The organism is Roseomonas sp. CCTCC AB2023176 (assembly GCF_042259275.1).
Taxonomy (GTDB): domain Bacteria; phylum Pseudomonadota; class Alphaproteobacteria; order Acetobacterales; family Acetobacteraceae; genus Roseomonas.
The window spans coordinates 3,032,627-3,050,648 of sequence record NZ_CP170086.1; the positions used below are offsets into that span (position 1 = coordinate 3,032,627).

The 18,022-nt window shown below is 72.6% G+C and carries 18 protein-coding genes and 1 pseudogene; 7 read left to right on the forward strand and 12 right to left on the reverse strand.

The features are described 5' to 3' along the window. The first annotated feature begins 51 nt into the window (after positions 1-51). Together ACE7GA_RS15085 and ACE7GA_RS15090 are read left to right on the forward strand one after the other, a co-directional pair. On the forward strand, positions 52-1,260 hold the full coding sequence (locus ACE7GA_RS15085; protein WP_376087870.1) for a hypothetical protein: 1,209 nt from the start codon (positions 52-54) through the stop codon (positions 1,258-1,260). Beyond that, complete coding sequence (locus ACE7GA_RS15090; RefSeq protein ID WP_376087873.1) at positions 1,257-1,883, forward strand: hypothetical protein; 627 nt, start codon at positions 1,257-1,259, stop codon at positions 1,881-1,883. The genes ACE7GA_RS15085 and ACE7GA_RS15090 overlap by 4 nt, the downstream gene beginning before the upstream one ends. Before the next feature lie 78 nt (positions 1,884-1,961). On the opposite strand, the gene ACE7GA_RS15095 is transcribed toward ACE7GA_RS15090, so the two are convergent. Then, on the reverse strand, positions 1,962-2,987 hold the full coding sequence (locus tag ACE7GA_RS15095) for an extracellular solute-binding protein (RefSeq protein ID WP_376087876.1): 1,026 nt from the start codon (positions 2,985-2,987) through the stop codon (positions 1,962-1,964). 178 nt (positions 2,988-3,165) lie between these two features. Between ACE7GA_RS15095 and ACE7GA_RS15100 the strand changes: the two genes are divergently transcribed. Continuing rightward, a complete protein-coding gene (locus tag ACE7GA_RS15100; protein ID WP_376087879.1) occupies positions 3,166-3,636 on the forward strand; it encodes a VOC family protein in 471 nt (156 codons plus the stop codon). Positions 3,637-3,641: 5 nt separating this feature from the next. After that, complete coding sequence (locus ACE7GA_RS15105; protein WP_376087882.1) at positions 3,642-4,109, forward strand: VOC family protein; 468 nt, start codon at positions 3,642-3,644, stop codon at positions 4,107-4,109. Positions 4,110-4,113: 4 nt separating this feature from the next. Here the strand turns inward: ACE7GA_RS15105 and ACE7GA_RS15110 are convergent, their stop codons facing one another. The 4 genes and pseudogenes from ACE7GA_RS15110 to ACE7GA_RS15125 all read right to left on the reverse strand — a co-directional run bounded on the left by ACE7GA_RS15110 (position 4,114) and on the right by ACE7GA_RS15125 (position 8,211). Beyond that, a complete protein-coding gene (locus ACE7GA_RS15110; RefSeq protein ID WP_376087885.1) occupies positions 4,114-5,787 on the reverse strand; it encodes a cisplatin damage response ATP-dependent DNA ligase in 1,674 nt (557 codons plus the stop codon). Continuing rightward, positions 5,784-6,850, reverse strand: a pseudogene (locus tag ACE7GA_RS15115) (ligase-associated DNA damage response exonuclease). Before ACE7GA_RS15115 ends, ACE7GA_RS15110 begins: the two are co-directional and overlap by 4 nt. Positions 6,851-6,937: 87 nt before the next feature. After that, entirely contained in the window at positions 6,938-7,606 is a 669-nt protein-coding gene (locus tag ACE7GA_RS15120; RefSeq protein ID WP_376087888.1) for a transglycosylase SLT domain-containing protein, read from the reverse strand. A gap of 476 nt (positions 7,607-8,082) precedes the next feature. Then, positions 8,083-8,211, reverse strand: coding sequence for a hypothetical protein (locus tag ACE7GA_RS15125; RefSeq protein WP_376087891.1), 129 nt, complete (start codon positions 8,209-8,211; stop codon positions 8,083-8,085). A 313-nt stretch (positions 8,212-8,524) separates the two neighbouring features. Between ACE7GA_RS15125 and ACE7GA_RS15130 the strand changes: the two genes are divergently transcribed. Beyond that, positions 8,525-9,250, forward strand: coding sequence for a GntR family transcriptional regulator (locus ACE7GA_RS15130; protein WP_376100288.1), 726 nt, complete (start codon positions 8,525-8,527; stop codon positions 9,248-9,250). Between the two features lie 83 nt (positions 9,251-9,333). Here ACE7GA_RS15130 and queC read toward each other — a convergent pair whose 3' ends face one another. The 7 genes from queC to queA all read right to left on the reverse strand — a co-directional run bounded on the left by queC (position 9,334) and on the right by queA (position 16,608). Continuing rightward, positions 9,334-10,053 (reverse strand): 7-cyano-7-deazaguanine synthase QueC, encoded by a 720-nt coding sequence (gene queC, locus ACE7GA_RS15135; RefSeq protein ID WP_376087894.1) that lies wholly within the window; start codon positions 10,051-10,053, stop codon positions 9,334-9,336. After that, the gene (gene queG, locus ACE7GA_RS15140) at positions 10,046-11,107 is read right to left on the reverse strand and encodes a tRNA epoxyqueuosine(34) reductase QueG (RefSeq protein WP_376087897.1); all 1,062 of its coding nucleotides are present in this window, start codon (positions 11,105-11,107) and stop codon (positions 10,046-10,048) included. The genes queC and queG overlap by 8 nt, the downstream gene beginning before the upstream one ends. A 59-nt stretch (positions 11,108-11,166) precedes the next feature. Further along, positions 11,167-13,110: a PAS domain S-box protein gene (locus tag ACE7GA_RS15145; protein ID WP_376087900.1), complete on the reverse strand. Its 1,944-nt coding sequence runs from the start codon at positions 13,108-13,110 to the stop codon at positions 11,167-11,169. Beyond that, positions 13,107-13,796, reverse strand: a complete 690-nt coding sequence (locus tag ACE7GA_RS15150) for a response regulator (RefSeq protein ID WP_376087904.1) — start codon at positions 13,794-13,796, stop codon at positions 13,107-13,109. Before ACE7GA_RS15150 ends, ACE7GA_RS15145 begins: the two co-directional genes overlap by 4 nt. A gap of 145 nt (positions 13,797-13,941) precedes the next feature. Further along, positions 13,942-14,376 (reverse strand): preQ(1) synthase, encoded by a 435-nt coding sequence (queF, locus tag ACE7GA_RS15155; protein ID WP_376100291.1) that lies wholly within the window; start codon positions 14,374-14,376, stop codon positions 13,942-13,944. Positions 14,377-14,392: 16 nt separating this feature from the next. Further along, complete coding sequence (gene tgt / locus ACE7GA_RS15160; protein ID WP_376087907.1) at positions 14,393-15,514, reverse strand: tRNA guanosine(34) transglycosylase Tgt; 1,122 nt, start codon at positions 15,512-15,514, stop codon at positions 14,393-14,395. After that, complete coding sequence (gene queA / locus ACE7GA_RS15165; RefSeq protein ID WP_376087910.1) at positions 15,511-16,608, reverse strand: tRNA preQ1(34) S-adenosylmethionine ribosyltransferase-isomerase QueA; 1,098 nt, start codon at positions 16,606-16,608, stop codon at positions 15,511-15,513. Before queA ends, tgt begins: the two co-directional genes overlap by 4 nt. A gap of 215 nt (positions 16,609-16,823) precedes the next feature. Between queA and ACE7GA_RS15170 the strand changes: the two genes are divergently transcribed. Beyond that, the gene (locus ACE7GA_RS15170) at positions 16,824-17,378 is read left to right on the forward strand and encodes a DUF892 family protein (protein ID WP_376087913.1); all 555 of its coding nucleotides are present in this window, start codon (positions 16,824-16,826) and stop codon (positions 17,376-17,378) included. Between the two features lie 30 nt (positions 17,379-17,408). After that, on the forward strand, positions 17,409-17,921 hold the full coding sequence (locus ACE7GA_RS15175; protein WP_376087916.1) for a ferritin-like domain-containing protein: 513 nt from the start codon (positions 17,409-17,411) through the stop codon (positions 17,919-17,921). Positions 17,922-18,022: the final 101 nt, after the last annotated feature.

Consider the following 18,022-nt stretch of genomic DNA (forward strand, 5'->3'; position numbering starts at 1 on the left):
TCACGCTCCCGCGCTCGCCGGGCTGGGCTGATCGTCGCGCTCGTCATCGGGGTGCCCGTCCTGGCCCTCGCGGCGCTGGCGATCGCGCTGCCGCGCATCGAACTGGCCGGGCTCGCGGCGTCGCGCCTCTCCGCCAGCCTCGGCCGGCCCGTCTCGATCGAAAGCCTGCGCGTCACCCCGGGCCGCTCGCTCACGGTCACCGCGCGCGGCCTGCGGCTGGACAACATCCCAGGCGGCACCCGTCCCGCCATGGCCGAGGCCGCGACCGTCACCACCGTCCTCGATCCCGCGACCCTGCTCGGCGGCCCGATCACGGTCCGGCGGCTGGAAGTGCAGGGCCTGCGCCTGCTGCTGGAGCGTGCGGAGGACGGCACCCGCAACTGGCGCTTCCACGCGGCGGGCGAGCGCGCGGCGCCCGGCACCGCCGACCGGTCCTGGTTCCCCGCCCTGCTCGACGCGCGCATCCGGGACGGGGAGGTCGTCTTCCGCACCGGACGCGGCCGGGCCCTGACCACGCGAATCGAGACGGGCAGCGTCACGGCGGAGAGCCCCGGCGGCCCAGTTACCCTCCGCGCAGAGGGTACCCACGACGACGTGCCCCTGCGGCTGGAAGCCCTGCTCGAATCCGTCCTCGCCCTACGCGACGCGGACCATCCCTACGGCACCACGCTCCGCTTCGCGTCGGGCGATACGACCCTCACCTTCGAAGGCACGATGACCGCGCCGCTGGACGTAGACGGCGCCTCCGGCCTCCTGACCCTGAGCGCCCCGGCACCGTCGCCGCTGCCCCGCTTCGGCGGGCTGCGGGATGATTTCGACGGTGCGCTCGACGTCTCCGGCGTGCTGGAACGGCAGGGCGACCTCTGGCGCCTGACGGGTGGGGAGGGCGCGCTGGACGGCGGCGCCTTCCGCGTCACCCTGCTGCAACTGCGCGAGGGCTCGGGCGGTGCGCCGGACGCTGTCACCGCCGACCTCGCCTTCGACCGCCTCGACCTCAACGACCTGATCGGCGGGGCCGCGGAGGGGGAGGAACGCCAGGCCGACCTGCCTCTCTCGCTGGACCCCGCACAGGACCCGGTGGTGGACCTTCGTCTCGGCATCCGCGACCTGACCTACGCGCGGCTGCGCGCGACCGACCTCCGGCTCGCCGGCTCGCTGGGCCCTGGGAAGGTAGAGGTAGAGCGGCTGGAATTGACGACCTCCGGCGCCCGGATCACCGCCTCGGGCCGCGCGGAAGGCGAAGGGGGGCCACGCGCGTGACGGCCAACGCCGCCATGGCCAGCGCGCCGCTAGACGCGCTCCGCCGCACCCTCGGCCTCGGCCCGCTGCCCCTTAGCGGACCGGTCAGCGCCCAGGTCGCGGTGAGCGGGGAGGGGGCGACCCTGAACGCAGCGGCCCGCGGCGCCCGCGTCTCCGCGATCGTCGCGATGCGGGGCGGCAGCGTGTCGCGGTCCCTCTTCGAAGCCGCGTCCACCGATATCCGCCGGCTGTTCCGCGACCCCCGCGGCAACGTGCCGGTCGCCTGCCTCCTCGCCGCGCTGGACATGCGCGGCGGGGTGGGGGAGGTCGCGCCGATCCGGCTCCGCTCCTCCGCCGGCACGGTGAACGGGGAGGCGCGCTTCGACCTGAACCGGGACACGCTGGACCTGATCATCGGCAGCGAGAGCACGACGACCGGCACCTTCGCGCTGGACATCCCGATGCGCGTCAGCGGCCCCTTCGCCGATCCCACCGCCCGCCCGGCGAACTGGTCGGCCGAGGGGCGGGCGCGGCTGTCGCGCGGCGACGACCTCGCGCCTCTTCCGCCGGCCCTGCATGCGGCGGCGCGGGCGAACCCGTGCTTCAGGACCGAGGCGCCGGGCGGCGGGCCGAGGCGGCGGTAGGGAGCTGTGTCCCGGGAGGAGGGCTTTGCCTTCCTCCGGGGCCACCCGGCGCAGCCCCCGGCCGGACGCAGCCCGCCGTCAGTTCCACCCGGCCCGCTGCATGAGCTGAAGGGCCTGCGGCGTGTTGTCGAGGTTGCGCTGTGCCGCCACCGCCTCGCCCCGGAAGGTGCCCATGGAGCGCAGGGCCGGGTGCATCGGGGCGTCCTCGACCACCGGGTATTCCATGTTGCCCAGCGCGAACATCTCCTGCGCCTTGTGGGTCGTCATGAATTCGAGGAAGCGGATCGCGTTGTCGCGGTTCGGCGCCGTGGCCACGAGGCCGGCGCCGGAGATGTTCACATGCGCCCCGCGGTCACCTGGCGCCTGGTTCGGGAAGATCACGCCGGTGCGGTCGAAGATCGCCCGCTCCGCCGGGTTGGTCGAGCGGCCGTAGCCGCCGAGGTAATAGGTGTTGGAGATCGCGATCCGGCAGGCGCCCGTCGGCAGCGCGTTGATCTGGTCGCGGTCGCCGCCCTGTGGCGGGCGGGCGAGGTTGGCCGCGACCCCGCGCGCCCAGGCCTCCGTCGCCTCCGGCCCGTCGGCGGCGAGGACGCTGGCGGCCATGGATGTGTTGTAGGGATGGCTGCCGGTGCGGACGCAGATCATGCCGCGGAACTCGGGCTTCGCCAGGTCTTCGTAGCGCGTGAGGCCGGCGGGCACCCCGCGCTCCTTGTCGTACATCAGCACGCGGGCGCGCTGCGTGACGGCGAACCAGAGGCCGCCCGGATCGCGCAGCGTTGCGGGGACCCGCTGGTCGATGACCTGCGACCCGTGCGCCGCGAGGATGCCGGCGGAGGCCGCGCGGGCGAGGCGCGCCGCGTCCACCGTCAGGAACACGTCGGCCGGGGAATTCCGGCCCTCCGCGCGGATTCGCTCGATCAACTGGTCCGCGTTGCCCTCGATCAGGCGGACGCGGATGCCCGTCTCCCGCGTGAACTCCTCGTAGAGCGCGCGGTCCGTGTCGTAGTGCCGGGCGGAGTAGAGGTTCATCACCCGGTCCTGCGCGGCGGCGGGCAATGCCAGGGCCAGGGCGGGAAGGGCGGCCAGCAGGGCGCGGCGGAGCATGGCGCGGGATGTCCTCAGAGGGGGCATGGTTCCCAGCGCCTAGCGCGATTGCGAACGATTTGCAAATGGAGGCCGCTTTGCACGAGGCGTCGCGACACGGTTGACCCAAGCCTAGAATGTTGATATCAACTTTTATGCCGGATGCGTCGAGAAGGCTCCCCCGGCGCGATCCACGGCCATGATCGACCCAACCAGCGAGACCCGCCGCATGCCCCGCGCCATCTTCGTCAACCTGCCGGTCACCGACCTGCCCCGCGCCATCGCCTTCTACGAGGCGCTTGGCGGAAGGAGGGAGCCGCGCTTCTCCGACAACACGGCGGCCTGCATGGTCCTGTCGGAGGCCATCTCGATCATGCTGCTCATCCACCCGAAGTTTGCCGGCTTCACCCCGCGGCCCGTGTCCGACGCCCGCGCCGCGACGGAGGTCCTGCTCTGCATCCCGGTGGACAGCCGGGAAGCGGTGGACGCCACGATCGAGGCCACCGCCGCGGCCGGCGGCAGCCCGGACCCGGCGCCGCGCCAGGATCAAGGCTTCATGGTCGGCCGCAGCGTGGAGGACCCCGACGGCCACATCTGGGAGGTCATCTGGATGGACATGGCGGCCTTCGACGCGGCGAAAGCGGGCTGTGCCCCCGAGCAGACGGCCTGAACCGCGTGTCCGGTATCGACACCTGCCTCTGGTTCGACGGCCAGGCCGAGGAAGCCGCCGACTTCTACGTCGCGGCCTTCCGCGCGGCGGGCCGCCCGGCGCAGCGCGGCGAGGACATGCGCTGGCCGGAGGACGGGCGACCGCTCATCGCGACCGCGGTCCTCGACGGGCATACGGTCATCTGCCTCAACGGCGGCCCGCAGTACCGGCCGACGCCGGCCGTCTCCTTCTCCGTCGCCTGCGGGTCGCAGGAGGAGGTGGACGCCCTCTGGTCGGCGCTGCTGGAGGGCGGGGAGCCCATGGCCTGCGGCTGGCTCACGGACCGCTACGGCTTCTCCTGGCAAGTCTTCCCGCGGCGCCTGCCGGAACTGCTGCGCGATCCCGACCGGGCAAAGGCAGGTCGCGTGATGACGACGATGCAGGCCATGGTGAAGATCGACCTCGCGGCGCTGGAACGCGCGGCCGAAGGCTGACGCGTCAGCCCGCCCGCGCTTGGGCGACGGCGGCCTCGATCGCCTGCGCCTCGTCCGCGGCGTCGGCGGTCGCCGGCCGGTCCTCCACCATCGCCATCAGCGTCTCCAGCCGGTCCGCTTCCTCGGCCGGCTTGTCGGGACGCAGGCGCTGGATGCGCGGGAACCGCATGGCCACGCCCGACCGGTGCCGGGTGGAGCGCTGCGCCGCGTCGAAGATCACCTCCAGCACGAAGGCCTTCTCCACCTCCCGTACCGGCCCGAATTTCCCGACCGTATGGTTCCGGATCCAGCGGTCGAGGAAGACCAACTCCTGATCCGTGAAGCCCGAATAGGCCTTGCCCACCGGCACGAGTTCCCGGCTCCCGTCCGGGTTCGTCCGCCACAGCCCGAAAGTGTAGTCGGAGTAGTAGGATGACCGTTTGCCGCTGCCCCGCTGCGCGTACATCATCACGGCGTCGACGCTCAGCGGCGCGCGCTTCCACTTCCACCAAAGCCCCTTGGGACGCCCGGGGACGTAGGGGCTGTCGGCGCGCTTGAGCATCAGCCCTTCGATGGACGCGGCCCGCGCACCCTCCCGCAGCCCCGTCAGTTCGGCGAGGGAGTTGAAGGACACGCGTTCCGACAGGTCCATCCGCGGCGGATGGTTCCGCGCGAACCAGGCTTCCAGCCTCGCGCGGCGCGAGTCGTAAGGCAGCGGGCGAAGGTCCTCTTCCCCGTCCAGCAGGATGTCGTAGAGCCGTACGCCCAGCGGGAAGTCGCGCTGCATCTTCGCCGTGATGACCTTCCGGTTCAGCCGCTGCTGCAGGTCGGCGAAGGGCGCGACGGCGCCGTCGCGGATCACCAGCAACTCCCCGTCGAGCACGCCGTGGAAGTCCATAGCCGCGACGATCTCGGGGAAGGCGCCGGACACGTCCTCGCCCGTGCGGGACCAGATGCGGCGGCCGCCGGGGCCGGCGGTCAGCTGCACGCGGATGCCGTCCCACTTCCATTCCGCGCGCCAATCGCCGGGGTTGGCGTCCACGGCCGCGACGTCCTTCGCATCCTCCAGCGGCTGCGCGAGCATCAGGGGCCGGAAGACCGGCAGGCCGCGCGGGTCCGGGCGTTCGGCCTTGCCTTCCAGCCATTGGAAGAGGGAGAGGTAGGGCGGCTGGACGCCGTGCCAGACCTCCTCGATCTCTCCGACGTCGCGCCCCGCCCATTCGGCGAGCGCCAGCTTCGCCAGCCGCGCCGAGGCACCGACGCGGAGCGATCCCGTCACCAGCTTGATCAGCGCCAGCCGCCCCGGCGCCTCCAGCGCGTCGAGCCAGCGCTCCATGAGCGCCGGCACTTCGGCGCGGGACGCCAGTTCCAGACCCTCGACGACCTCCGACAGCAGGGGCGGCGGGGCGTTGGAGCCGTGCCGGCGCGGCCAGATCAGCGACACCGTCTCCGCGAAGTCGCCGACATACTGGTGCGACAGAGCCAGCAGCACGGGGTCCACCCGCTGCGTGACAAGGTCCCGCACGACCATCGGCTTCGCGGCGGTGAAGGTCAGTTCCTCCGTCAGAGCGGCGAGGCCGACGCCGCGTTCCGGGTCCGGCTGCTCGGCATACCAGCGCTTCAGGAGGGCGACCTTGGCGTTGCGGCCCGGCGTGAAGACCAGCCGTTCCAGCAGTTCCCCGAAATCCTCGACGCTCACGCCGGGGTTTCCCCGGCCTGCGCCCGGTCCGCGTCCTCCTCGGTCGTCGGGGCCTCCGGCGCCTCGTCCTCGTCCCCAAAGCCGACGAGGTGCAGGGCGCGCCCCCGCACACCACGCAGGCCGAGGGCGTGAACCAGCGCGTCGTCGCGGCCATGGGTCACCCAGACCTCCGGCGCGCCCACATCCTCCATCGTCTGCAGGAGCTCGTCCCAGTCCGCATGGTCGGAGACGATCAGCGGCAGTTCCACCTGGCGCAGCCGCGCCCGGGCCCGCACGGCCATCCAGCCGGAGGCCGCGACGGTCACTGGCTCCGCCATGCGCCGCGCCCAGGGCGTCGCCTCTGCGGAGGGGGCGCCAACACGATCTCGCCGGCGAGCATCGGCGGCTCGCCGCGCTTCACCCGCCCCTTCGGCACGGGACGCAGGTCGCCGAGGCGGATGCCGAGGTCCTCGTAGAGCCCGCAGAGTTTCTCGACCGCGCCGTGCAGGTAGACGGGCCGGTCCCAACCGGCCTCTCGCAGCAGGGCGATGATCCGCTGCGTCTTGCCCAGCGCGTAGGCGCCGACGACGTGCGCGCGCTCCGGAAAGATTCGCACCGAATCGAGCAGCCGCCCGATCTCGTGCGCGTCGGGCGGGTGGCGGAAGACCGGAAGGGCGAAGGTGGCCTCGGTGACGAAGACGTCGCAGGGCACCGGTTCGAACCCGGCGCAGGTCGGGTCGCGGCGGCGCTTGTAGTCGCCGGAGACGACGATCCGGCTGCCCTGCCAGTCCAGGACCACCTGCGCCGATCCCAGCACGTGCCCTGCCGGTGCCAGGCTGATCCGGACGCCGTTCACTGTGACTGATTCGCCGTAGCGCAGCGCCTGCTGCGTCCTTCCCGCGCGGTCCTCGCCCATGCGTGCCCGCATGATCGCGAGCGTCTCCGCCGTCGCCAGCACGTGGTCGTGGCCGGGGCGGGCATGGTCGGAATGGCCGTGGGTGACCACGGCCCGCTCCACCGGCCGCACGGGGTCCACGTAGAAACCCCCCGGCTCGCAGAGCAGGCCGAGGGGCGTCACACGCATCCAGGTTTCAGGGTGGGGAGCGGTCATTCCGTCGCCTAGATCGGGCCGGGTCCGGCCCGATCAAGCGGAACCGGGTCGCGCGCCGGCCTAGCGGTCGCCCGCCTCCGCAATCTCCAGCAATTGCTGGCCGTTCCGCCGCTCGCGCGCCGCCGCGCTGACGCGGCAAGGCACGTCGCGCAGAACGTCGTTGCCAGGGTTCACGACCTGCAGCTTGGCCTGCACGCGGCAGACAAGGGCGTTGTTCGTCGCGCCGTTCCAGCGGCGGATCGCGTCGGGCCAGTTGCCGATCCGGTCGTAGTGGGTCCGCAGGTATTCCGCGCCCCAATCCGCCGAACGCCGTGGGTCGAGCGGCCAAGCGTCGCCGCGGGCGTGGACGCGGGCGTTCACCTGTACGCATCCCGCCATGAGGTAGCTGGCGTTGCCGGCCGCCAGGTAGATGCGCCGGGCCTCCTCGGCCGAGGGCGGGAAGTGCGGGCGCCCCCCGACATTCATCGCGTAGGCATGGAGCCCGGATTCCGCGAGCGCGATCGCGACCATCAGCCCATCCGGGATGCCGTGGCGCCGTTCGGCCGCGCGCGTCGCCTCCAGGCAGGCGGCGCGGGGCGCCCCGGCGGCTCCGCTGACAAGGCGAACCAGCCGTGCCGGGACCGGCCCGGCGGATGGTGCCTCCGCGACCGGCTCGGGCCGGGTGGCTTCGGCGGCGTCTTCCGCCGCGGCGCAGCCGACGACGAGGGGCAGGAGGCAGGCGGCCGCCAATCGGAGGCCGGCGATCTGGAGCGAGGACGGCCCGACGCCTTGTCGTGGGCTCGTTCTCCCGGCTCGGCGATTCGGAGGGGCGCTCCGCGGCTTCGCGCACGGGAACGCCGCGGGGACTCGCCGGCCGGGGGGGGCCGACGCTCGGTTCGCGGGCGTCATGCGAGAAGCGCTAAAGCAGACCGAGCACGAGCGCAACCAGAAATGGCCCGGACGGACGAGGCCGATTCAACGTGCTCAAGACGGGACGGTTGCGGCCACGATCCCGCCACATTCTAACGTTCCGGGATCGACGTGGCGAAGTCACGATTACTTGGAATGTCGTGTCCGTAATGTAGTCGTATCCATCTTTGTCTTGCCAGTATTGAAGAATGGCGGTCCGCCGTCGCGGGCATGCGACCCCCCGATCGGCCGGGGTCGGAGCCCGGCCGCAACGGTCGCCCGCGCAGTCGTGAAGGCCTGGGCGGCCGTAGCCGGCGTCAGCGTGGCCCGCCGGGGGTGCCCGTCGACCCGCAGCCGCAGTCAGGGGGTGGTGCGGTCGGCGGCTCCTGCGCGGCAGCGAGGCCCGCCGCGAGGCCGAGAACCAGGACGAGGATGAGGATGCGCATGCCTGAGACCCTGGCGCGGCGGGATCGGGGCGTCGAGGGTGTCCCTGTTGGGCGGTGTTCCGGGTGACGGTGCCCGCCCCGCGCCGTGGCGCGTCACCGGGCACCGTCCCCGATTTCCTCCCTAAACCCGGCCCGTCCTCGGACGGCGGCCCGGGTATGTCGCATGGTCTTGTATAAGACACAAGACATACGAGGAAGGGTCGCGCGACGGTCAGGCGCGCGACGGACGGGACGGTGAGGGACGCCGCAGGCGGCCGCGCCGTGCTACGATTGCCGGAGCCGGCAAGAGGGGGAGAGTTCGACGTTGGACGAGGTGCGCCGCCCCGATCCGCGCCCGCTGTACCAGCAGGTCGAGACCATCTTGCGCGAGCGGATCGTCGGCCGGACCTGGAGCCCTGGCCACCTGCTTCCCTCGGAACCCGAACTGGCCGAGGAACTGGGCGTTTCCCCCGGCACCGTCCGCCGCGCCCTCGCAGCGCTCGAGCGCGCGCACCTGATCGAGCGCCGCCAGGGCCGCGGCACCTTCGTCGCGAACCAGACGAGCGAGCAGGCGCTGGACCAGTTCTTCCGCGTGCGCGACCTCCACGGCCAGCACGTCGTCCCCGAGACCGTCATCCACGCGGTCGAGGCGGCCGAGGCGACGGCGGCCGAGGCCAAGGCGCTCTCGGTGCCGCGCGGCGCGCCGGTGCATCGGATCCGCCGCTCCCGCCGCCTCGGCGGCGTCGCCGCGGTGGTGGAAACGATCACGCTGCCCGCGGCCCTCTTCCCCGGCCTCGACCTGCCGCTCGCCCCGGCACGGCTGGGGATGGAAATCTACGTCCACTACCGCCGCGCCCACGGCATCATCGTCACCAGCGCACAGGAGGAGATCGCTGCCCGCGGCGCGACGGCCGCGGAGGCGGATGCGCTCGGCGTGCCGGTGGGGACGCCGGTGCTGGAGGTGGTGAGGACCGCGCGAGACGGCACGGACCGGCCGGTCGAGCGGCGGGTGACCGTGCTGCACACGGCCGCGCACCGCTACGCCGTGGACCTGGAGTGATGTCTTGCCGCTGACGCGGCGGCGCCCTGGGGGACCGGCCCCCAACCCCGCGGCACGGACCTCGGAGGCAAGTCCCGCTCGGCCTATGCCGTAAGATCGGCCCGGCCCGCCGCATAGGCCTCCCACCCCCGCCTGCGCAGGTCGCAGGCGGGGCAGGTGCCGCAGCCATGCCCCCAGGCGTGCCGCGCGCCGCGTGCGCCGCGGTAGCAGGTGTGGGTGTCTCCGACGATCAGGTCCACCAGCGGGCGCTCGCCGAGCTGCTCCGCCAGCCGCCAGGTCTGCGCCTTGTCGAGCCACATCAGCGGCGTATGCAGCACGAGCCGCGTCGCCATCCCGAGGTTGAGCGCGACCTGCATCGCCTTGACCGTATCGTCGCGGCAGTCGGGGTACCCGGAGAAATCCGTCTCGCACATGCCGCCGACCACGTGCCGCAGCGCGCGCCGCGTCGCGAGCGCGGCGGCCAGGACGAGGAACGCGAGATTCCGCCCCGGCACGAAGGTATTGGGCAGCCCGTCGGTGCGGAGGGCGATCTCCGCCTCCTCCGTCAGCGCGGTGCCGCCGATCTGGGACAGTGCGTCGAGGCGGAGCGTGTGGTCGGGGCCTAGGCGCGGGGCCCAGTCCGGCTTCATCGCGGCCATGCGGTCGCGCAACGTGGCGCGGCAGTCGAGTTCCACGGCGTGGCGCTGGCCGTAGTCGAAGCCGAGCGTCTCGACGCGGGGAAAGCGGTCCAGCGCCCAGGCGAGGCACGTCGTGGAATCCTGCCCGCCGGAGAAGAGGATGAGCGCGCCGTCGGTCTCAGGCATCCACCGGCTCCCGCAGCCGCGCGGCGGCCCATCGCGCGCTGTCCGCGACGACCGGGTCCGGGTCGCCGGCGAGCCCCTCGGCGACCGGGCGCAGCGCCGGGTCGCCCGAATTGCCGATCGCGTTCAGCACGTTCCGCACGAAGCGCCCCCGCCCGATCCGCTTGACCGGCGAGCCGGAGAAGCGGGCGCGGAACCCCGCATCGTCCAGCGCGGCGAGTTCCGCGAGGCGCGGCGCCACCAGGTCCTCCCGCGGCATCAGTCCCGGCACGTCGGTCGGCCGGGCGAAGCGGTTCCAGGGGCAGACGGCAAGGCAGTCGTCGCAGCCGTAGATGCGATTGCCCAGCCGGCTGCGCAGGTCCTCCGGGATCGGGCCGCGATGCTCGATGGTCAGGTAGGAGACGCAGCGCCGGGCATCGAGGCGGTAGGGCGCCGGGAAGGCATCGGTCGGGCAGGCGTCGAGGCAGCGGGTGCAGGTGCCGCAGCGCGCGGCGTGCGGCACGTCCGGTTCCAGGGCCAGTGTCGTGTAGACTTCCCCCAGGAACAGCCAGGAGCCATGCGAGCGGGAGACGAGGTTCGTGTGCTTCCCCTGCCAGCCCAGGCCCGCGCGCTCGGCGAGCGGTTTCTCCATCACGGGCGCGGTGTCGGTGAAGACCTTCACGTCGCTGCCGGGAAAGCGCGCGACCATCCAGCGGGCCAGGGCCTTCAGGCGGGATTTCAGCAGGTCGTGGTAGTCGCGGTGGCGGGCATAGACGGAAATCGTCCCGCGGTCCGGCCTCGCCAGCGTCTCCAGCGGGTCGTCCTTCGGCGCGTAGGACAGGCCGAGGGATACGACGCTCGCCGCCTCCGGCCAGAGGGCGCGGGGATGTGCGCGCTGGTCCGCGCGTTCCTCCATCCAGCCCATGTCGCCGTGCATCCCGGCCTCGAAGAAGGCCGCCAGGCGTTCCCGCACCTCCGGACCGAGCTCGGCACGCGCGAAGCCGACCGCATGGAAGCCCAGGCGCAGCGCTTCCTCGCGCAGGAGGGCCTCCGGGGCCTGTCCGTCCGTCCGTGGCATGGGTCCGGCGGAGATCAGCCTTCGCCGACCCGCGCGCAAGTCCCGGCCAGCGGAGGGGGTCAGGTGGGCGGCGGATCGCCGGCTGCCAGCGCCCGCACCAGCGCCGCACGTACCTCGGACGGGGTGAAGGGCTTCTTCAGGACGATCGCACCGCCCGGGCCCGGGCCCGCCCGCGCCGCCACCGCGCCGATCACGGTATCGCCGGTGACGAGGACCGTCCGCGCGCCGAGCCGCGGCTGCTCGGCGAGCAGCGCGCGGCGCAGCGCGGCGCCGTCCATCCCGGGCATGCGGAGATCGGTGAAGACCGCGTCGAAATGCGCGCCCCGCGCCGCGCCGAGCGCGGCCTCGCCCCCGTCCCGGATCGTCACGCGGTGGCCCGCGGCCTCCAGGATCTCGGCGAGCGAGGCCGCGACATCCGCCTCGTCGTCCACGACGAGGATGGAGGCGGCCCCCGCGCGTCCTTCCGGCCTCGCCACCGCCTCCGCCGCCGGCGCAGAGGTGGCGGGCAACCAGACCCGGAACAGGGCCCCGCCGCCCGGCGCATCCTCCAATTCGATCCGCCCGCCATGGGAGGTCACGACGTTGCGGCAGATCGCGAGGCCGATCCCGGTCCCGGCCCCCGACGGCTTCGTCGTGAAGTAGGGCTCGAAGATCCGGCCGGCGATCTCGGCGGGAACCCCGGGGCCGCTGTCGGCGACCTCCACGACGACCCCCTCGCCGGCGCGCCGGGTCCGGACGGCGACGTGCCGCGGCCCGGACCGGTCCTGCAGGACCTGCTGCGCGTTGACCAGCAGGTTCGCCACGACCTGGCTGAGGAGGTCGCGGTCGCCCTCGACGGGCGGAAGGAGGGCGTCATGCGTCACCTCCACCGCGATTCCCGCGCTGCGGGCACCATAGGCCGTCAGCTCGACCGCCGCCTGCACCACCGCCGCGACCTGCACGGGCTCCCGGCGCGGCGCCTCCTGCCGCGCCATGGCGAGGAAGCTCTTCACGATGCGTCCCGAACGTTCGGCCGCGGCGTGGATGCGCTCGGCCCGCCGCAGCAGGTCGGGGGTCGCCGCGGTCTCCCGCAGCAGCGCGGCCTGGGCGAGCAGGATGGCGAGCGGATTGTTCAGCTCATGCGCGACGCCCGCGAGGAGCGAGCCCATCGCCGACATCTTCTCGACCTGGTGCAGCTTCGTCCGCTGCGCCTCGATCTCCGCCGCCGCGGCGCGCTGCTCCGTCAGGTCGCGGAGGTGTGCGGTGAAGAGGCGCCGCTCCGGCAGGCGGACCTCGGTGATCGCGAGCTCGCAGGGGAAGGTGCTGCCGTCCGAGCGCATCGCCTCGACCTCGATGCGGCGGCCAAGCACGGTGCCCTTCCCCGTCTCGAGGTAGCGGCGCATCCCCGCCGCGTGGCGCTCCCGCATCGCGGGCGGCACGATCAGCTCGCCCGCCAGCCGGCCGATCGCCGCCTCCCGCGGGTAGCCGAAGGTGCGCTCGGCCGCGGGATTGAACTCCACGACGAGCCCGTCCTCGTCCATCACGATCACCGCGTCGAGCGCGGAGGCGATGATGGCCGAACTCAGGGCGTCGCGCCGGCGCATCTCCGCACCCGTCGCGAGGACGCTCTGCTGCGCCTCCATCAGCTCGGTCAGGTCGCGGGCGAAGACGAAGTAGCCCTCCACCGCCCCATCCGGGCCGCGATAGGGCAGGTACAAACGCTGGACGAAGCGGGGCTTGGAGCGGTTGAGGTAGGGGATCCAGCCGCTCCAGCGCACCGTCTCGCCGGCGAGCGCCCGCTCGCCCTGCTCGGCCAGGATGGCGTAGGCCCGCCCGCCCATCAGCTCCGCGACCGTCTTCCCGATGACGGTGTCCGGCGTGTAGCCCAGGAACTCGGCGAACTCCCGGTTGGCGTAGCGGCAGCGGCGATCCCGGTCGAGCAGCGCGACGCGGGCCGGGATGGCATCGAGCACGGCGCGGAGCTGCGCCTCGCCGACCACGAGGGGCGGGGCTTCCTCCGTCACGGGTCGGGGACGAAGGTGTAGCCCTCGCCGCGGACGGTGCGGATCAGGCGCGGCTGCGACGGGTCGGCCTCCACCTTACGGCGCAGGCGGTTGATGCGGACGTCCACGTTGCGGTCGTCGCCGTCGGCATCGCGGCCATGCGCCAGTTCCTGCAAATGGGAGCGCGAGAGGACGCGGTTCGGCCGCGCCACGAGGGCGGCGAGAAGCTGCGCTTCCATCAGGGTCAGGTCGAAGCTCTCCCCGCCCGGACCATCGAGGCGGCCGACCCGGGGGTCGAATGAGAACGCCCCGACCCTCACGACGAGCGGGACGGGTTCGGCCTCCTCGCGCGGGGAGTGTTCCGGCATCCAGCGCAGCAGGCTGCGGATGCGCGCGGCGAGTTCGCGGAGATCGTAGGGCTTCACGACGTAGTCGTCCGCGCCGATCTCTAGCCCGACGATCCGGTCGATGGCGCTGCCGGCCGCGGTCGCGAAGAGGATTCGGGGACGCGACCCGCGCGCGCGGAGCCAACGCGCGACGGACAGCCCGTCCTCCCCGGGCATGGCGATGTCGAGGACGGCGATGTCGAGGAATTCCCGCTCCGCCAAGTCCCGCAGTTCCCCCGCGCTGCCGGCCTGCAGGACACGGAGGTCCCGGCGTTCGAGGTACTCCGCGACGGCTTCCCGCAGGTCGGGCTCGTCGTCCACGACGGCGACGGTCGGCCTGGGACTGGTGGCTGCCATGCGGGGCCCCGCCGGAGGGTGCGGGCGGGAGCGCCCAGGTCAACCCGCTTACCAACCGGCGACGGACGGCTCAACGTGAGCCTGGGCGGTCTTCGTCGCGTCTGTCGCGTCAGCCCCGGCCGCGGTAGGGCGCAACGCCCTGGTCCGGGACCCAGACGCCGGCGGGCGCCGCGCCGGTCTGCCAGAAAACATCGATCGGGATGCCGCCGCGCGGATACCAGTAGCCGCCGATCCGCAGCCATGCCGGCGAGAGTTCGGCGACGAGGCGCTTGGCGATGTCCACCGTGCAGGCCTCATGGAAGGCGCCGTGGTTGCGGAAAGAGCCGAGGTAGAGCTTCAGCGACTTGCTCTCGACCAGCCATCGGTCCGGCACGTAGTCGATCACGAGGTGCGCGAAGTCCGGTTGGCCCGTGATGGGGCAGAGAGAGGTGAACTCCGGCGCGGCGAAGCGGACGAGGTAATGCGTGCCGGCGTGCGGGTTGGGCACGCGTTCCAGTCGCGCTTCCCCGGGCGAGGTGGGCGCCTCGGTCGGGCGTCCCAGCATGGTCAGCGTCGAAACGTCATGGGTCACGGATAGCGGGCTCCCAGCCGGACTCGATCGCCGCCGCCTCCGCCTCGAACCGCCCTTCCGGGATGGCGGCCCGGAGGCGCGCCGTGAAGGATTGGTAGTACCGGACGTTGTGCCAGGTCAGCAGCATCGGCCCGAGGATTTCCTCGGACTTGATGAGGTGGTGGATATAGGCGCGGGAATGGCGCGTGCAGGCCGGGCAGTCGCATTCCGGGTCCAGCGGGCCGGAATCGTCGGCATGCCGGGCGTTCCGCATGTTCAGCATCCCGCGGGAGGTATAGGCGCGCCCCGTCCGGCCGGACCGGGTGGGGATGACGCAGTCGAACATGTCCACGCCCCGCCGGATGGCCCCGATGATGTCCGCGGGCGTCCCCACGCCCATGAGGTAGCGGGGCCGGTCCGCCGGCAGGATCGGAGCGGTGAAGTCCAGGACGCGGAACATCTCCGCCTGGCCCTCGCCCACGGCAAGGCCGCCGATGGCGTAGCCTTCGAAGCCGATGGCGGTCAGGGCGGCGACGCTTTCCCGGCGCAGGTCCTCGAAGACGCCGCCCTGGACGATGCCGAAGAGGCCATGACCGTCCCGTGGGACGAAGGCCCGCCGGCACCGCGCGGCCCAGCGCATGGACAGGCGCATCGAATCCGCCACCTGCCGGTCCGTCGCGGGGAAGGGAGTGCATTCGTCGAAGCACATGGTGACGTCGGCGCCGAGGAGGTGCTGGATCTCGACGGACCGTTCCGGCGTGACCCGGTGCTTGGAGCCGTCGAGGTGGCTGCTGAAGGTCACCCCGTCCGCGTCGAGTTTCCGCAACTTGGACAGCGACATCACCTGGAAGCCGCCGGAATCCGTCAGGATGGGGCCGTGCCAGTCCATCATCCGGTGCAGGCCGCCGAGGCGGGCCACCCGCTCCGCCGTGGGGCGCAGCATGAGGTGGTAGGTGTTGCCCAGCACCATCCGAGCGCCGGTGGAGCGGACCGCGTCGGCCGTCATCGCCTTGACGGTTCCCGCGGTGCCGACAGGCATGAAGACCGGCGTCTGCACCTCGCCATGGGCGGTGTGGAGCGTTCCGGCCCGGGCCGCGCCGTCGGTGGCGCGGAGGGTGAAGGAAAGGGTCACGGAGCCGTCCCGGTCCAGGCGGCGGCTTCGTCCGGGTCGTGCGCGATGAGGCACGCATCGCCGTAGGAGTAGAACCGGTACCGCTCCGCGACCGCGTGCGCGTAGGCCGCCCGCAGCCGCGCCGTGCCGCCGAAGGCGCAGACCAGCATGAACAGCGTGCTGCGCGGGAGGTGGAAGTTTGTCAGCAGCAGGTCGGCGCCGCGGAAGCGGTGGCCGGGCAGCAGGAAGAGGTCGGTCAGGCCGCGGAAGGGTGCGACGGTGCCGTCCTCCCGCGCCACGGTTTCCAGCAGGCGCAGGGCCGTGGTGCCGATGGCGACGATCCGGCCGCCGGCGGCGCGGGCGGCGTTGATCGTGGCCGCGGCGTCCTCCGTCACTTCGCCCCATTCGGCGTGGAGGCGTTCGCGCCGCGGGTCGTCGCCCCGGAGTGGCAGGAAGGTCCCGGCGCCGACGTGCAGCGTCAGCGTGGCGCGTGTCACGCCGCGGGCGTCGAGCGCGGCCAGGAGGGCGTCGGTGAAGTGAAGCGACGCCGTCGGCGCAGCCACCGCGCCGGGGCGGCGGGCGAAGATCGGCTGATAGTCCTCCCGGTCCTCGGGCCGCGGGCCCTCAGGGCGCGCGATGTAGGGCGGAAGGGGGACCTCGCCCGCCTTGTCGAGCGTGGCCGCCAGCAGCGCGGGGTCCGGGCCGAAGTCGAGGCGCACGGCGCCGCCCTCCGGCGCTTCCAGCACGCGGAGGGCGAGTTCCGGAGCCCCCTCGACCTCCAGAACGTCGCCTGCCCGCAGGCGCCGGGCGTTGCGGACGAGGGCGTGCCAGACCCCCGCCTCCTCGTGCCGGTTCAGCATGACCTCGATCCGGGCCCGGCCTCGGCGGGCGTGCAGCCGGGCCGGAATGACCTTCGTGTCGTTCACGACGATCACGTCGCCGGGGCCCAGCAGGTCCGGCAGGTCCCGCACGCCGAGATCCTCCGGCCGGTCGGCGGGCCCGATCCGGAGGAGGCGCGCCGAGTCCCGTGGCCGCGCGGGGGCTTGCGCGATCAGGTCGTCCGGCAGGTCGAAGGAGAAGTCGTCCGTGCGGAGAGGGCTGAGGGGGCGGGACATCGGGGCGCGGGCGGGTAGCCCGCCCCCGACCCCGCCGCAAGCCCGACCGGGGCGTTCCCGGCGATCCCCCGCCCGGAACGGACCGGCGCGGGAACCTTCGCGCGCATGTGCGCGACCGTTCCGCGACGCTCCCGAACAGCGGTGCAGGGCCGACGTTACCCGGGCGCCATGACGGCGGCGCGAGGAGCGCCGCCGCGACGCCGAGGAATGACCAGATGCCCGACCTGAAGCAGATGCTCGCGGACCAGTTCAAGGATGCCTACTCCGCGGAGAAGCAGGGTGTGGCCGCCATGCGCAAGACCATCCGCCAGGTTAGCGACCCCGCCTTGAAGGAGGGGATGCAGGCGCACCTGGAGCAGGCGCAATCGCAGCAGGAGCGCATCGAGCAGGCGCTCGAAGCCCTCGGTGCCCGCCCGGGCCGGAAGGTCTGCGAGGCGATGCGCGGCCTCGTCGAGGAGGCGATGCACGAGATGGAGGAGCAGGAGAAGGGCCCGGTGATGGACGTCGTCATCGTCGCGGCCCAGCAGCGCATGGAGCACTACGAGATCGCTGCCTACGGCACGATGGCCGAGCTCGCCAAGGCAATGGGGCAGGAGGAGGCCGCGCGCATCGCCGGCGAGATCCTGCAGGAGGAGAAGCAGCAGGACGAGCGCCTGACCGAGATCACCCGCTCCACCCTCCTGCCCGCCGCGCTGCAGGGCGGCGAGGAGGGTGAAGCGGGTGAGGAGGAAGAGGCCCCGAAGGCGCGACGCACCGCCAAGCGCGGCTGAGTTCAACCAAGAAGGAAAGAGGAGAACCCCATGTCCGTCCCGCAGAACCCGCGCGACCTGTACATCGATGGCCTGGTCAATGCCCGCGCCCTGGAGACGCAGGCGATCCAGCTGCTGTCGCGGCAGGTCGAGCGCCTGGAGAACTTCCCGGAGATGGCGCGCCGGCTGCAGCAGCACATCACGGAATCCGAGCAGCAGCGCGACCGCCTGGACGAGATCCTGTCGAATCTCGGCACCTCGGCCTCCGGCTTGAAGGACCTCGTCACGGGGTTCATGGGCAACATGGCGGCGCTGGCCCATGCGCCGATGCAGGACGAGCTGCTGAAGAACACCTTCGCCAACTACGCCTTCGAGCACTTCGAGATCGCGTCCTACAAGGGCTTGCTCGTCATGGCCGAGGTCGCGGGGGACAACCGCGCCCCGTCGGCCCTGCGCCAGTCGCTGCAGGAGGAGATCTCCATGGCCCAGTGGGCGGAGGAGACGCTGGAGCCGACGGTCCGCAGGTACGTCATGCTGAAGGCGGAGGGTGCGAAGGCGATCTGACCCGCCGCCGCAGCGACCGCGGGGGCGTCGGCGGCACCGTCCGCCGGCGCCCTTTTCGTGTCTGGGCCGCCCCCTGGTCGCGCGGGTCGTTCCGGGACATA

Excerpts from the sequence above, each read along its gene's own strand:
- ACE7GA_RS15100 (WP_376087879.1), top strand. The coding sequence starts at position 3,166 with ATGATCGACCCAACCAGCGAGACCCGCCGCATGCCCCGCGCCATCTTC.
- queC (WP_376087894.1), bottom strand. The coding sequence starts at position 10,053 with ATGCCTGAGACCGACGGCGCGCTCATCCTCTTCTCCGGCGGGCAGGAT.
- ACE7GA_RS15175 (WP_376087916.1), top strand. The coding sequence starts at position 17,409 with ATGTCCGTCCCGCAGAACCCGCGCGACCTGTACATCGATGGCCTGGTC.
- ACE7GA_RS15095 (WP_376087876.1), bottom strand. The coding sequence starts at position 2,987 with ATGCTCCGCCGCGCCCTGCTGGCCGCCCTTCCCGCCCTGGCCCTGGCA.
- ACE7GA_RS15125 (WP_376087891.1), bottom strand. The coding sequence starts at position 8,211 with ATGCGCATCCTCATCCTCGTCCTGGTTCTCGGCCTCGCGGCGGGCCTC.
- ACE7GA_RS15170 (WP_376087913.1), top strand. The coding sequence starts at position 16,824 with ATGCCCGACCTGAAGCAGATGCTCGCGGACCAGTTCAAGGATGCCTAC.
- queG (WP_376087897.1), bottom strand. The coding sequence starts at position 11,107 with ATGCCACGGACGGACGGACAGGCCCCGGAGGCCCTCCTGCGCGAGGAA.
- queA (WP_376087910.1), bottom strand. The coding sequence starts at position 16,608 with ATGTCCCGCCCCCTCAGCCCTCTCCGCACGGACGACTTCTCCTTCGAC.
- queF (WP_376100291.1), bottom strand. The coding sequence starts at position 14,376 with ATGCTGGGACGCCCGACCGAGGCGCCCACCTCGCCCGGGGAAGCGCGA.